Source organism: Pseudomonas sp. GP01-A4, from assembly GCF_058780865.1.
This window is the reverse complement of the sequence record NZ_JBYSWF010000023.1, coordinates 47,774-62,134: the sequence shown is the minus strand read 5'-3', so window position 1 is coordinate 62,134 and position 14,361 is coordinate 47,774. Positions and strand designations below refer to the sequence as shown.

The 14,361-nt window shown below is 61.6% G+C and carries 12 protein-coding genes; 6 read left to right on the top strand and 6 right to left on the bottom strand.

What is annotated here, in order from left to right; all coding sequences use genetic code 11:
* Positions 1-2: 2 nt before the first annotated feature.
* Positions 3-968: a pyridoxamine 5'-phosphate oxidase family protein gene (locus AC3WKX_RS15590; protein WP_102605959.1), complete on the top strand. Its 966-nt coding sequence runs from the start codon at positions 3-5 to the stop codon at positions 966-968.
* A 245-nt stretch (positions 969-1,213) separates the two neighbouring features.
* Here the strand turns inward: AC3WKX_RS15590 and AC3WKX_RS15585 are convergent, their stop codons facing one another.
* Complete coding sequence (locus AC3WKX_RS15585; RefSeq protein ID WP_003208266.1) at positions 1,214-1,801, bottom strand: Sbal_3080 family lipoprotein; 588 nt, start codon at positions 1,799-1,801, stop codon at positions 1,214-1,216.
* A gap of 185 nt (positions 1,802-1,986) precedes the next feature.
* Between AC3WKX_RS15585 and AC3WKX_RS15580 the strand changes: the two genes are divergently transcribed.
* The 3 genes from AC3WKX_RS15580 to AC3WKX_RS15570 all read left to right on the top strand — a co-directional run bounded on the left by AC3WKX_RS15580 (position 1,987) and on the right by AC3WKX_RS15570 (position 6,083).
* A complete protein-coding gene (locus tag AC3WKX_RS15580) occupies positions 1,987-3,327 on the top strand; it encodes a PQQ-dependent sugar dehydrogenase (RefSeq protein ID WP_102605960.1) in 1,341 nt (446 codons plus the stop codon).
* A gap of 394 nt (positions 3,328-3,721) precedes the next feature.
* Positions 3,722-5,125, top strand: coding sequence for a sodium:solute symporter family protein (locus AC3WKX_RS15575; RefSeq protein WP_008432557.1), 1,404 nt, complete (start codon positions 3,722-3,724; stop codon positions 5,123-5,125).
* A 37-nt stretch (positions 5,126-5,162) separates the two neighbouring features.
* A complete protein-coding gene (locus AC3WKX_RS15570) occupies positions 5,163-6,083 on the top strand; it encodes a pyridoxal-phosphate dependent enzyme (RefSeq protein ID WP_102604900.1) in 921 nt (306 codons plus the stop codon).
* Positions 6,084-6,197: 114 nt separating this feature from the next.
* Here AC3WKX_RS15570 and AC3WKX_RS15565 read toward each other — a convergent pair whose 3' ends face one another.
* The 4 genes from AC3WKX_RS15565 to aldA all read right to left on the bottom strand — a co-directional run bounded on the left by AC3WKX_RS15565 (position 6,198) and on the right by aldA (position 11,866).
* Positions 6,198-7,808: a GMC family oxidoreductase gene (locus tag AC3WKX_RS15565; protein ID WP_003212548.1), complete on the bottom strand. Its 1,611-nt coding sequence runs from the start codon at positions 7,806-7,808 to the stop codon at positions 6,198-6,200.
* Between the two features lie 27 nt (positions 7,809-7,835).
* Entirely contained in the window at positions 7,836-9,053 is a 1,218-nt protein-coding gene (locus tag AC3WKX_RS15560; RefSeq protein ID WP_008432553.1) for a mandelate racemase/muconate lactonizing enzyme family protein, read from the bottom strand.
* Position 9,054: 1 nt separating this feature from the next.
* Positions 9,055-10,365: an MFS transporter gene (locus tag AC3WKX_RS15555; RefSeq protein WP_003212550.1), complete on the bottom strand. Its 1,311-nt coding sequence runs from the start codon at positions 10,363-10,365 to the stop codon at positions 9,055-9,057.
* A 76-nt stretch (positions 10,366-10,441) separates the two neighbouring features.
* Positions 10,442-11,866 carry an aldehyde dehydrogenase gene (aldA, locus tag AC3WKX_RS15550; RefSeq protein WP_102604901.1) on the bottom strand — a complete coding sequence of 475 codons (1,425 nt, stop codon included), beginning with the start codon at positions 11,864-11,866 and terminating at the stop codon, positions 10,442-10,444.
* A 208-nt stretch (positions 11,867-12,074) separates the two neighbouring features.
* Between aldA and ccoN the strand changes: the two genes are divergently transcribed.
* A complete protein-coding gene (gene ccoN / locus AC3WKX_RS15545) occupies positions 12,075-13,502 on the top strand; it encodes a cytochrome-c oxidase, cbb3-type subunit I (protein WP_102604902.1) in 1,428 nt (475 codons plus the stop codon).
* Entirely contained in the window at positions 13,502-13,723 is a 222-nt protein-coding gene (locus AC3WKX_RS15540; protein ID WP_102369024.1) for a CcoQ/FixQ family Cbb3-type cytochrome c oxidase assembly chaperone, read from the top strand. Before ccoN ends, AC3WKX_RS15540 begins: the two co-directional genes overlap by 1 nt.
* Before the next feature lie 110 nt (positions 13,724-13,833).
* Here the strand turns inward: AC3WKX_RS15540 and AC3WKX_RS15535 are convergent, their stop codons facing one another.
* The gene (locus AC3WKX_RS15535) at positions 13,834-14,328 is read right to left on the bottom strand and encodes a hypothetical protein (RefSeq protein WP_003212554.1); all 495 of its coding nucleotides are present in this window, start codon (positions 14,326-14,328) and stop codon (positions 13,834-13,836) included.
* Between the last annotated feature and the right edge of the window lie 33 nt (positions 14,329-14,361).

The window sequence follows — 14,361 nt, the reverse complement described above, 5'->3', positions numbered from 1 at the left end:
TCATGAATCACCAGGACGCGTCCCCCGTTTCGCCATGGCATGCCGGCGAGCGGCAGTTGCAGCAAAGTGCCGGCGTGGCCGAGCGCATGGAGGTGATCGGCGCGAAGGTGATACGGGATCACTTGCCGGAGCAGCATCGGGCTTTTTATGAGTTGTTGCCCTATCTGGTCGTGGGGGCCGTGGATGAGCAGGGGCTGCCCTGGGCCACGCTGCTGGAGGGCACGCCGGGGTTTGCGTATTCGCCGGACCCCTACAGCTTGCGTATCGACAGCCTGCCTGCGGAGAGTGACCCCGCCGGGAGCGGGCTGAAACAAGGCGCGTCGGTCGGGCTGTTGGGCATTGACCTGAATACGCGGCGGCGTAATCGCATGAATGGGGTTATTGGGGCTGCCGGCGTCGACGGATTTACCGTGGCGGTGGTGCACACGTTTGGAAATTGCCCGAAGTACATCCAGTTGCGTGCGGTGGATCCGGGGGCCCGGGGGCAGCGCGCTGCGGGAGGTATTGTGCGGCGCGCGAACTCGCTCGATGACGCTGACCGGGCGCTGATTCGCAGCGCTGATACGTTTTTCGTCGCCAGCTATGTGGACCTGGAAGGAGATGCGGCCAAGCGTTCGGTGGACGTTTCACACCGAGGCGGCAACAGTGGGTTTGTGCGGTTGGAGGGAGAGGTGCTGACGATTCCCGATTTTACCGGCAACTCGTTTTTCAACACCTTGGGCAATGTGCAGGTCAACCCGGTTGCGGGCTTGCTGTTTGTGGATTTTGCTACGGGTGATGTGTTGCAGGTGGCCGGGCGGGCCGAGGTGATTCTTGAAGGAGATGAAGTGGCCACGTTCGAGGGGGCTGAGCGGTTGTGGAAGGTGACCGTGGAACACGTGGTCCGAAGGGATGCGGCGCTGGCGCTGCGTTGGCAGTTCGAGGGGTTTTCTCCCTACAGCCTGGCGTTGGGGCCTTGGAAAGCCTGAGTGGGGGGCTGCACCCCTCGCGCAGTTGAGCTTTAACTCAGCCGCACGAGGGGGAGTGTATAGGCGGGCCTAGCGAGGCCGGCCGATAGGTCTGTCGAGTTTGTCACATCGGATGGGTACGCAGGCCGTGCCAGGCCCCAACGCCTGCTTCTGGTTTTCCAGGCCGGTGCCACGCCTCTTTCCAGCCATTACTGCATTCAGCATGTCTGCTCCTTGACTCGATTGCATTGATTCATGGCGATAATTTATTCCGCGAGGATCTCGCGATAACGTTTCTGGTAATCGTCGTAAGACGTGCTTTCCTGCATCAACTGCTCAAGCTTTTTCTTCTTGTAGGCTGCTTTGTCGAGTGCGGGTGGTGCATTGGAACTGGCCGCTGGTGGTGTGCTTGCCCGGTATACCGGATTGGGAAAGAGTTGATCGGTCAGCTCGATGATTTTGTTCTGCGCATCGATAAACTTGTCGAGGCGACCACCGCCCCACGACGCGTCGTATTCCGCCTGGCCGACCTGACGGCCCTGTTCATACACACGGATATCGGCGTAGTACATGTACAGCGCCATGTCCCATGTCCACTTGCCAATGTAGGTCGTCGACAGCGTGCATACGGAGGGTGGACTGCCGGCTGCCACCTCGCGTGTCTGGAAACCTTTGCTCCTCAGCTGTGCCGTGTAGGTGGTATTGAATCCGGCACGCAGGCCTTCGGCAGGAATCAGGCAAATTTCCGGTGGCTGATCGTTGGACAGGGTGGCCGGGGCGACGGTTTGCTTGATGCTGCAACCCGTGATGGTGAGGGTCATAGCGATCAGTATCGGAGCGAGCGGTATGCGCATAGCGGCCTCCATGTCATCAATAGTGGCTGGATGATAGCACTGCTTTCCCTCCTTATCTCGTAAGGACTATTCGTGCCTCTGCGGCAAATCTGAATTGCGCTGTACCCTGTGTTTGGTGCGGCCTGCGGGCGCAATACTGCAGCGGTTTTTGCCTGCCCGATAAAGGGTTGTCCCGAGGTTTCCCAATGAATGCACCAAGCCGCCTTGCGCTGCTGATCACCGCCACGGCTGCCCTCAGCGCCTGTGGTGATTCCTCCAAACTGCCGTTTCAGGCCGGTGTGGGGCCAAGCCCGCAACTGCCCGAACCCACTGCATCACTGATCCCGACACTCAAGGTTTCCAAGGCTGTCGGCTGGCCCGGTAATGCCCAGCCAACGGCGCCCGATGGGTTCACGGTAACGGCGTTGGCCGCGGACCTTGACCATCCGCGCTGGGTGTACACCTTGCCCAATGGCGACGTGCTGGTAGCCGAGAGTAACCATCCGCCCATGCCTGAAGGTGCCACGGACGGCGGCACGGGTTTGCTCGCCTGGGCGCGTCGTACCGCGATGGGGTTTGTGATGGGGCGGGTCGGTGCCGATACGCCGAGCGCCGACCGGATCACGCTGCTGCGGGACGCCGACGGTGATGGGCGTGCCGAGGTGAAGAGTGAGTTTCTCGGTGGGCTGACGTCGCCGTTTGGCATGGCGTTGGTGGGGGATGAGTTGTATATCGGCAATGCCGATGCGGTGGTCAAGGTGCCTTATGTTCGGGGCCAGACTCACATCGATGCCGTGCCGGTGAAGGTCACTGATCTGCCTGCCGGGATCAATCATCACTGGACCAAAAACGTCCTGGCCAATCCTGAGGGTACCAAGCTTTATGTGACCGTCGGGTCCAACAGCAATGTGGGTGAGAATGGGCTTGAGGCCGAGGAAGGGCGTGCTGCGATCTGGGAGTTGGATCTTGCCAGTGGGCAGAAGCGTCTGTTCGCCAGTGGGTTGCGCAATCCCAATGGGCTGGCGTGGAAACCCGGCTCTACGCAGTTGTGGACGGTGGTCAACGAGCGCGACGAGATCGGCAGCGATCTGGTGCCGGATTACCTGACGTCGGTGCGGGACGGCGCGTTCTACGGTTGGCCGTGGAGTTATTACGGGGCTCACGTTGACAGCCGGGTGCAGCCGCCGCGTCCGGACAAGGTCGCCCAGGCGATTGCACCGGACTACGCGCTGGGGACTCACGTTGCGCCGTTGGGCCTGACGCTTTCCGATGCGCGGGGGATGCCAGCGGTGTTTGCCGATGGGGTATTTGTGGGGGAGCATGGATCCTGGAACCGTAATCCGCAGGCGGGGTACAAGGTGGTGTTTATTCCGTTCCGGGACGGAAAGCCGTCGGGTGTGCCTGTTGATTTCCTGACTGGGTTTTTAAATGGTGATGGAGAGGCTCAGGGGCGTCCGGTGGGTGTAGCGTTGGACGGGCAGGGCGCGTTGCTGGTGGCGGATGATGTGGGGAACAAGGTGTGGCGGGTGGCACGGGTAAGACCTTAGGGTTTTGCTCTTACAGCGGCTCACGGTCCACTGTAGGAGCTGGCTTGCCGGCGATGGCATCAACTGGGTGTACCTGATGCACCGAGGTGTCTGCATCGCCGGCAAGCCAGCTCCTACAGAAAAGCGCTTGGCTTTTAACACTCAGGTCGGCTTTCAGGCCGCCGTGCTCTTGCTTTTGATCTTGATCTGACTGCCCCAATAAGCTCGAGGCCGAACGCAGGTATTGCGCAGCGGCCCTCGCTGTAAGAGCGAAACCATAGGTAGCCGTTACCCAGATAACGGATATACACCCATACCAAAAGAGTATCAAACCATACCAACCCGATATTAGACGAAAGCAAAACCAGCAGAGGAAACTACCCACAATTACAAAAATACCTAAAGAGTATAAAAAATGCCCACCCACTCCTCATGGATCGTACTGTCCATCACCGGCCTGTACATGCTCAGCCTGGCACTGATCAGCTACGGCGTGCGCCGCCACTCCCGCAGCGCCAACAACTACACCACCGGCGGCGGCCACTTCCCGGCGTTCCTGATCGGCTTCCTGATGCTCTCGGAATTTATCGGCACCGCAGTCAGCATCGGCACCGCCCAAACCGGTTTCAAGGTCGGCATCTCCGCCGCTTGGAACCTGTTCGCCCTGGCCCTGGGCTTCGTACTCTTCGCCTGGCTACTGGCACGCAAATACAAGGACCTGGGCGACAACACCATCTCCGGCGTACTCGCGCGCAACTACGGCCAACGCACCCGCTTCGCCACGTCGATCATCACCATCTTTGCCCTGGAGATCGTCGCCGTCTCGATCTACGCCAGCGGCGGCGCCGTATTGGCCAGCGTGATGCAAGTAGACCGAACCCTGGCGATCGTGATCGTCGGCGTAGTCTCGGTGGCATACGTCAGCATCGGCGGCATGCGCTCAGTGATCTACACCAACTTCGTCCACGCCGCCCTGAAATACCTGGGCGTCGGCCTGGCCTTGTGGTTCGGCTTGAAGCAGGTGGGCGGCATCGGCCAGCTGCAAGCGCAATTGCCCGCCAGCATGTTTGACTGGACCGCCGTGGGTTGGGGCCAGATCATCGCGTGGATGATCGCCGGGATCGGTTCGATCTTCTCCACCCAATACGTAATCCAGGCGGTGAACACCGTCAGCCATGCAGGCAAGGCCCAGCGCGCCTGTTTCTACGTGGCGGTGCTGATGGTGCCGTTCGGCATCGGCGCAGCACTGATCGGTATGTGCAGCGCGGTGCTGTTCCCCCATGTCGACTCCCTGCAAGCCTTCCCCACCCTGATCGCCAGCATGGACCAACTGACGGCCGGGCTGGTGGTGGCAGGCCTTGCCGGCTCGCTGTTCGGCACCATTTCGGCGGTGAGCATGGGCTCGGCGACGTTGTTGCTGCGAGACTTCTACGAGCCATGGTTCAACCCGGAAAAAAGCGACGCCAAGTCCCTGCGCTTCGTGCGCCTGGCGACCATCGCTGTCGGCCTGTTGCCGATTGCCCTGGCACTGACCTCGGACAAGGTGCTGATGATCGCCTTCCTCGGCAAGGCGTTGCGCGCCTCCCTGGCCGTGCTGGTGTTGATGGTGTTCTACGCGCCGAAATTCGGCACGGCGGCCGGGGCATTCCTGAGCATCATTGCCTCGTTGCTCGCGACCGTGGGCTGGTTCCTCGCCGGTAATCCGTGGGGCATCGACAACGCCTACATCGCCCTGTTCACGCCGTTGATCATCATGGGCATCAGCCATGTGACGCGCCGCAGGACACCGGCCGAACCCCTGGTGGCAGCCACGAGCTGAGGTAGGATGGCAGCCTCACCCAAAAGGAACTTGTGAAATGCTGCCGATTCGCACCCCGTTGATCCTGCACCCCGGCTTGTCTACCGCTACCCGGCGGGTCTGGCTGAAGCTCGAGAACCTGCAACCCTGTGGCTCGTTCAAGTTGCGCGGCATGACCACGCTGTGCGCCTACGCGGCGAGCCAGGGCAAGACCACGGTGGTATGCCCCTCCGGGGGCAATGCCGGGCTGGCCACGGCCTTCGCGGCGCGCGGCCTGGAGTTACAGGCGCGGATCGTGGTGCCGACCACCACCCCCGAAGCCACCCGCGCACGCATCCGCCAGGCCGGGGCCGAGGTGGTGGTGCACGGTGATCTGTGGGATCAATCCAATGAGCTGGCGCTGCAACTCTCCGAATCACCTGAGGCACTGTATGTGCCGGCCTTTGATCACCCGCTGTTGTGGGAAGGCCACAGCAGCATGATCGATGAGATTCTCGAGGACTGCCCTCAGGTGGGCGCCATCGTGACCTCGGTGGGTGGCGGTGGACTGCTCGCGGGCGTTCTGACGGGCCTGGAGCGTCATGGGCGGTTCGGCTGCAAGGTGATTGCGTGTGAAACGGCGGGCGCGGCTTCGTTTGCTGCTGCCGTAGAGGCTGGAAAGCCCGTGCGGCTGGCGAAGATCGATACCGTGGCCAAGTCGTTGGCCGCGACCCAGGTGGCGGCGTGGCCGGTGCAGCATATCGGCAGGTTTGCCCATCAATGCGTGGTGTTGAGTGATGCCGACGCGATGATGGGCGTGGCGCGGTACGCCGATGATTTACGCCAGTTGGTGGAACCGGCATGTGGGGTTTCGTTGGCCGTGGCGTATCTGGAGCATGGGGCGATTGCCGGGATTGAGGATGTGGTGGTGATTGTGTGTGGTGGGGTAAGCATCAGTGCCGAAACGGTTGCCCAGTGGCAAAACACGGTCTCTCTATGATCGTTCCCACGCTCCGCGTGGGAACGCCGCCCTGGACGCTCCGCGTCTGCTCTTGAAGTCGTGACGCGGAGCGTCACAGGATGCATTCCCACGCAGAGCGTGGGAACGATCAATTCAGGCATCCTGCAGGATCAGATCCGCGCCCTTCTCCGCCACCATCAACACCGCCGCATGGGTATTGCCCGAGGTCACGTTGGGGAAAATCGACGCATCGACAATCCGCAGCCCTTGCATCCCGTGCACCTTCAGGCGCTTGTCCACCACCGACACCAGCGGGTCCGAGCCCATGGCGCATGAGCCACACAGGTGATAGATCGAGCCGCTGTTCTCGCGGAAGTACTGCAGCATCTGCTCATCGGTTTGCACCGCCGGCCCCGGCAATACCTCGGCCACAGTAACGCCCTTGAGCGCCGGCGCCTGCATGATCTTGCGCATCAGCCGGCTGCCCTGGATCACCTCGTCGATGTCCTTTTGGGTGCTCAGGTAGTTGGGGTCGATCAAGGCCGCGTCCCGTGGGTTTTTCGAGGCGATGCGGATCGTCCCGCGGCTGGTAGGCCGGCACGGGTTGAAGCACAGCAGGAAGCCTGAATACGGCTCGGGCTTGAGGCTGGCCTTGTTGTTTTTCGGGATCTGGTACGACAGCGGGTTGAAGTACAGCTGCAGATTGGGGTGCGCCTGCCCTTCGTTGCCGCGAAAGAACCCGCCGGCCTGGTTGACGCTCATGGCCAGCGCGCCCTTGCGGGTCAGCAGGTATTTGAGGCCGAGTTTGAACTGGCCAAACAGCGAACTGAGCTGGTCGTTCAGGGTCGGGATATTGGCCTTGTAGTAATAACTGGCGCAGAGGTGGTCCTGCAGGTTCTGCCCCACTGCAGGCAGGTCCTTGACCAGCGGGATGTTGTGTTCGGCGAGCAATTGCTTGTCCGCCACACCCGACAGTTGCAGGATCTTCGGCGTATCCACCGCCCCGGCGCACAGGATCACCTCCTTGCGCGCGGTAAAGGTGCGAACCACGCCGTGCTGGGTCACGCTGATGCCGGTGGCGCGCTGCTGATCGTCGAACAGCACGCGGTCTACCAGCGCATGCAACTCCACGGTCAGGTTCGGCCTACCCAACGCCGGGTGCAGGTGCGCAAAGCTGCTGGAGCAGCGCTCACCGTTACGGGTGTTGACGTCATAGAGGCCCGCACCTTCGAAGTTCGGCCCGTTGAAGTCATCGCTCAGGCCATAGCCCAATTGCTCGCAGCCCTTGAGAAATACATCGCAGATGGCATGGGTCTGGCCCTTCATCGGGGTGATGCTGATGGGGCCGCTGCTGCCGTGGTATTCGGTGTCGCCCAGGGGGTGATTTTCCAGCTTGCGGAAGTACGGCAGCACGTCCTTGAAGCCCCAGCCGTCGTTGCCATTAGCCGCCCAGTCATCGAAATCATGGGCCTGGCCGCGCACGTAGATCATGGCGTTGATCGAGCCGGAACCGCCCTGCACCTTGCCCCGCGGGGCATAGATGGCACGGTCGGCCAGCTGTTTTTGCGGCTGGCTGTAGTACATCCAGTTGAAGGTCGGGTTGTAGTACATCTTGGCGAAACCGACCGGGATCTTGAACCACCAGGAGCTGTCCTTGCCGCCGGCTTCCAGCAGCAATACCGAATGCTCGCCCGAGGCGGAGAGTCGGTTGGCCAGGACGCAACCTGCGGCGCCGGCGCCGGCGATGATGTAGTCGTATGTCATTCACGGTTACCGCATAAGTCGTTTTTTTTAGCCCTTGGCGGGCGAAGTGTCTTTCACGTCAGCAGGCGTGGGCGCCATTTGCAGGTGCAGCCGCTCGCCGGTGTACGGCGTGTGCTTGCGCACCACGTCCATGTTCAGCTCCACCCCAAGGCCCGGCTCGGTGGACGGGATGATGTAGCCGTCCTCCCATTGCAGCGGCTTGGTCAGCACTTCGGCATGGAAGCCGCCCCAGGTCATGATGCTTTCCTGGATCAGGAAGTTCGGCGTGCACGTGGCCAACTGGAAACTCGCCGCTGCGCCGATCGGTCCGTTGTACAGGTGCGGGGCGATCTGCGCGTAGTAGGCCTCGGCCATGCTCGCGATTTTCTTGGCTTCCAGCAGGCCGCCGCAGCGGGCCACGTTCATTTGCAGGATCGATGCACCACCGGCCTGCAAGAGCTTGAAGAACTCGTACTTGGTGGTCAGGCGCTCGCCGGTGGCGATGGGAATGCTGGTCTTGGCCGCGACCTGGGCCATGGCCTCTTCCTGACCCGGAGGCACCGGTTCTTCGAACCACAGCGGGTCGTATTTCTCCAGGCGCTTGGCCAGGCGAATCGCCGACGAGGGCACCATCTGCCCGTGGGTGCCGAACAGCAGGTCGCACTTGTCGCCCACCGCCTCGCGAATCTTGCGGCAGAAGGTTTCGCAGCGTTCCAGCACTTCCAGGGAGATCTGGTGGCCGGAGTACGCGGTGTACGGGCCTGCCGGGTCGAACTTCACGGCGGTGAAGCCCTTGTTCATGTTCTCGATCGCGCATTCGGCGGCCAGGTCCGGGTCGTCGTAGTCGTACTCGCCCTTGCTGTTGACCGGGTACAGGTAGGTGTAGGAACGCAGGCGTTCGTTGACCTTGCCCCCCAGCAACTCATAGACCGGTTTGTTGGCGGCCTTGCCGATGATGTCCCAGCAGGCCATTTCCAGGCCGCTGACCACGCCCATCATGGTCAGGTCGGGACGCTGGGTGAAGCCGCTGGAGTACGCCTGGCGGAAGAAGCGCTCGATATGGTGCGGGTCGTGGTTGAGCAGGTAGCGCTCGAACACGTCCTCGATGATCGGCAGCATGGCCTTGGGGCCGAAGGTGGCGGCGTAGATCTCGCCCACGCCTTCGATGCCGCAGTCGGTTTTCAGTTTGACGAACAGCCAATACATGCCGCCGATGTGCGGCGGCGGTACGGCGACAATATGGGTTTCAAGGGCGACGATTTTCATCTCAGGCACCTGTCTGGTTGAATTTTTTACGATTGATCCGGGCGCGCAAGGTCAGGGCCGCGAGGGTCCCGAGCACGCCGATGAAGGCGATGTAGCCGAAGTACAGGTTGTAGCCGACCTGCCCCGGGTATGTGTCGGTGAGGTAGCCATTGATCAGCGGGATAAAGGTGTCCGGCAGGTAACCCACCACCGAGACGATGCCGATGGCCAGGCCGGTGATGCGCAGCGGGATGTCGCAGCTGTCGAGGATCGCCCAATACAGGCCGCGAATCGCGTAGGTCATCAGGCCGATAAAGATCACCGTGCCGATCAGCAAGCCGAGGCTGCCAATGGCCGGGAACACGATCAGGCCAACCATCGCCAGGGTTACCAGCAGCAGCGCGACGATCAGCACCGAGATGTTCGAAAACTTGTCCCCCAGCCAGCCGCCGCCGATCCCGCCGATGGGCCGCATCCACAACTTGATGGTGGTGATGGTGCCGGCCATCACGGCGGTCATGCCGCTGCCTTGCAGGTAATCGGAGAAGCTGTAGGTGGCCCAGAACATGTGGTAACCGCAGAACACGATGGCGGTCACCAGCCACAGCTCGGGGATTTTCACCAGGGTGGTGAGGTCGGCGATCAGGTTGAACTTGCCCTTCTCCACCGCCGCAGTTTCGGCCATGGACTTGGGGTCCTTGAGCAGCACCAGCACACAACCAATGGCGATACACACGAACGAATACAGGTACACCACGTGCTTGAAGCCTTCGGCCGCAGTTTGGCTGCGGGTCTCGGTGGCGTAGGCGAACAGCCCCAGGGCCACGGTCGCCAGCAAGGCTTCCACCAGGCCACGGCCGCCGTCGAGGATGCCGAAGAAGCGGCCCTGCTCACTGTGATGGGCGATCATCTTCACCCGCTTGAGCACCGAAGCCCAGAAGGTCAGGCCGGTGGTCAGGCCCCAGCAGCCGAAGATGATCATCAGGCCGGTCATCGACGGCACAGTGGAGTACCAGATACCCAGGGCCCCGGTGGCCACCAACGAAAAGAAGATCAGGAAGCGTGGCGGCAGGCGATCGGCCAACCAGCCGCTCGGCAGGTAGCTGAGCAGGAAGATCGTACCGAGCATCGAGTACAGATAACCCAGCTGGCTGTGGTTGATCTGGAACACCTCGAGCATGGTGGTCTGGTAGACCTGGCGCAGGTAGAGGATCGGGTAGATCGCCCCGGCAGCCAGTACCAGCAACATCAATTGGAAGTAGCGACTGGCCTTGTCGCTTTTAGCCGCGGACACGGCATCGAAACCCTGGGCAACGGGTGCAGGCTTGGACATCTTGTAGACCTCGGGCACCCACTGAGCAGGTGCCCCGATAATTGTTTTTATTAAGGTAAAGCCGGTGATCGGTGAATCAGTACTTCATGACCACCAAACGGGTCTGGGTGAATTCAAGCATCCCGTGCTTGCCGTCATCGCCGCCCAGCCCTGAGCGTTTCCAGCCGGCGTGGAAACCCTGGTAAGGGTCGGCCGGGGTCCGATTGACGTACAACTCGCCGGCCTCGATGGCGTTGGCGACTTTCATGGCCGTGCGGTAGTTCTCGGTATAGAGCACCGACGACAGGCCGAACTGGTGATCGTTGGCCATGGCCAGCGCTTCGTCGATATCGCGGTACTTGAGCACCGGCAGCACCGGGCCAAAGATTTCTTCCTGGATGATTTCCATGTCCTGGCGGCAGGCGCTGAGCAGCGTCGGGGGGTAGAAATGGCCCGGACCTTCGGGGAGTACGCCGCCTGTTTCCAGTACAGCACCGTCGGCGATGGCGCGCTCGACCATGGCGTGAATATTCTGCCGGGAGCTGGCGTTGACCAGTGGGCCCATCAGGCCCGCATCCGTGGCACGGTCACCGAATTTGACGGCGCTGATCTTGGCCTTGAGCAGGGCCAGGAATCGGTCATAGACGCTTTCCTGCACATACACCCGCTCGACGGCCGTGCACAGTTGGCCGCAGTGGGTGGTCTTGGAAGCGATGATGTCGCTGGCGGCTTTTTCCAGGTCGGCGTCGGCCTCGATGATCGCCGGGGTCTTGCCGCCCAGCTCCAGGGACGGCTTGGCGATGTTGGCCTTGCAGTAGTCGAGCACGATGCGCCCGGCGTTGACGCTGCCGGTCAGGGTGATCAGGCCCACGGCCTTGTGGGTGCACAGGGCGGCGGCGGTGGCGTGATCCATGGTCAGGATGTTGATCACGCCGGCCGGCATGCCCGACTGCTCGACGGCACGGGCGATTTCAAAGGCGGACAACGGCGTGTTGTTGCTCGGGCGCACCACCACGGTGTTGCCGGCAATCAGCGCCGGGGCGATTTTGCGCAGCAGGGTATAGACCGGGTAGTTGAACGGAATCAGACAAGCCACGACGCCAATCGGCTCGCGTTGCAGGAACAGGTTTTCGTCCGGGGTGTCGCTGGGGATGATTTCGCCTTCGATGCGGCGTGCCCATTCGGCGTGGTAGCGGGTGATCTGGGCGGCGTAGCGCGCTTCGTTGCTGGCGTCGTCGAGGCTTTTGCCGGATTCGCTGGCCAGCGCCCGGCCTATGCTTTCAGCGCAGGTTTCGAGGGCGGCGGCGAAAGCCCGCAGGTGTTCGGCGCGCTGGATGCTGGTGAGCTTGCCCCAGGTTTTCTGTGCGCTGGCGGCGGCATCGACGGCCGCAATGGCTTCATCAGGGGTGGCGGCGGACACCCGGCCTACCTGGGCCTCGGTCGCGGGGTTGTAGACCGCGATTTGGGCGGTGCTGGCAGGTTCGGCGAAGTGGCCGTTGTAAAAGTTGCGCTCGATTTGCATATGGTTTTTTGCCCAATCGTTGTTGTTTTGCGAGTGACTTGCAGTTTTGTCATTGGGCGGGGGTTGGACAAACGATTTATTGACGGGGGTAACGTGCGAAAAATGCAGGTTAGTGGCTGATCCGTATTAATGACCCGGGTCTGAGTCTGTATTGTTCTACCCATACTTCCTACAGTGCCGCCCACTTGGAACCGTGGGAGGACTAAGCATGCAACCACCATCAACCGCACAGGCCTACAACTACAAGGTCGTGCGTCAATTCGTCATTGCAACCATCGTCTGGGGCGTGGTCGGCATGGCCATGGGCGTGTGGATCGCCTCGCAACTGGTGTGGCCCGAGATGAACCTCGACCTGCCGTGGACCACCTTCGGCCGCCTGCGCCCGCTGCACACCAGCCTGGTGATTTTCGGCTTTGCCGGCAGCGCGCAATTCGCCGCCAGCTACTACGCAGTACAGCGCACCTGCCAGGTACGGCTGTACTCGGACAAGCTCGCTGCCTTTACCTTTTGGGGCTGGCAGTCGGTGATCGTGATCATGCTGGTCAGCCTGCCACTGGGTTACACCACCACCAAGGAATACGCCGAGATCGAGTTCAGCGGCGCGATGTGGATGACCGTGGTGTGGGTGGCCTATGCGATCGTGTTTTTCACCACTGTGGTGCAGCGCAAGACCCAGCACATCTACGTCGGCAACTGGTTCTTCGGTGCATTTATCGTGGTGATCGCGATGCTGCACGTGGTCAATCACCTGTCGATCCCGGTGGACTGGTTCAAGTCCTACCCGGTGTATTCCGGGGCCACCGACGCTATGGTGCAGTGGTGGTACGGGCACAACGCCGTGGGGTTCTTCCTGACCACCGGTTTCCTGGGGATGATGTACTACTTCGTGCCGAAGCAGGTCGGGCGGCCGGTGTATTCCTATCGCCTGTCCATCGTGCACTTCTGGGCGCTGATCACCCTCTACATCTGGGCCGGTCCGCACCACCTGCACTACACCGCGCTGCCGGACTGGGCGCAGTCGCTGGGGATGGCGATGTCGCTGATCCTGCTGGCGCCGAGCTGGGGCGGGATGATCAACGGCATGATGACGCTTTCCGGGGCCTGGCATAAATTGCGCACCGACCCGATCCTGCGCTTCCTGGTGCTGTCGCTGGCGTTCTACGGGATGTCGACCTTTGAAGGGCCGATGATGGCGATCAAGACCGTCAACGCCCTCTCCCATTACACCGACTGGACCATCGGCCACGTCCACGCCGGCGCCCTGGGCTGGGTGGCGATGATCACGTTTGGCTCGCTGTACCACATGATCCCGAAAATCTTCGGGCGCGCGCAGATGCACAGTGTGGGGCTGATCAATATGCACTTCTGGCTGGCGACCATCGGCACGGTGCTGTACATCGCGTCGATGTGGGTCAACGGCATCACCCAGGGCCTGATGTGGCGGGCGGTGAACGATGACGGCACCCTCACCTACTCGTTTGTGGAAGCGTTACAGGCCAGCCATCCGGGATTTGTGGTGCGATTCGTCGGCGGGGTGTTCTTCCTCAGCGGCATGTTGCTGATGGCGTACAACACCTGGCGCACCGTGCGTGTGGCGGATTTGAAGGTAGCGCAGCTTGACGCGCAGATCGCCTGATGTGGGAGATAGCGCTGAACCTGGCGGCGGTGATCGGCCTGTATGGCGCGGTGGAGTATTGCCTGCGGGGCCAGTCGAAGGAGAGCCTGGATGAGGCCAGCCTGACGCCGTTCGCCGATGACCCGGAAGTCGCACGGCGGGTGGAGCTGGCCACGGGCAAGCGGGTCAACGCGGTGGCGCCTGAGGAAACAAAGCAGGACTGGGGCAATATAGAGATCTAATTGTGGGAGCGGGCTTGCTCGCGAATGCGGTGGTTCAGTCAACATATACAGCGACTGACACACCGCTTTCGCGAGCAAGCCCGCTCCCACACAAGCACCACATTGAGCGACTAGCCGCGTTCGCGGGGAATCAGGCTCTGCAACTGCAACGCCAGGAAGTTGGCATCGAAGCCGAACGTATCCGGGTCTTTCAAACCGTTGGTTTTCTTCCACAGCCAGTCGTTTTTCCCCGGCAGCAATACCAGGGAAATGCTGCCGTAGCGGGCGGCGGTCAAGCCCATCACCGACAGCGAAATCAAACCGCCGGCGCCCATCACATCCGGCACGAACTCCACCGGTTTGCCGGCGATATGGATGGTCAGTTTCTCGGTCTTGAAGGTGGAGGTCTCCACCGGCACGCTGGGGCCGGAAGCCACGTACGCCTCGCGCTGCACTTCCAGCAAACCGACCGTCTTCACAGGCGCAAGCCACTGCTCGATCTGGCCGAACAACTCGCCGATCTTCTGCGCCCAATGGGCCGACTGCACTTCGAACTGCTGTTTCTTGTGGGCTTCGCTGTCGGCGTAATGACGCAGCATCTCGCCCAGTTGTTGTACATCGTCCATTGCCGTGTTCCTTGGGTGACCCATGTTGCGAGC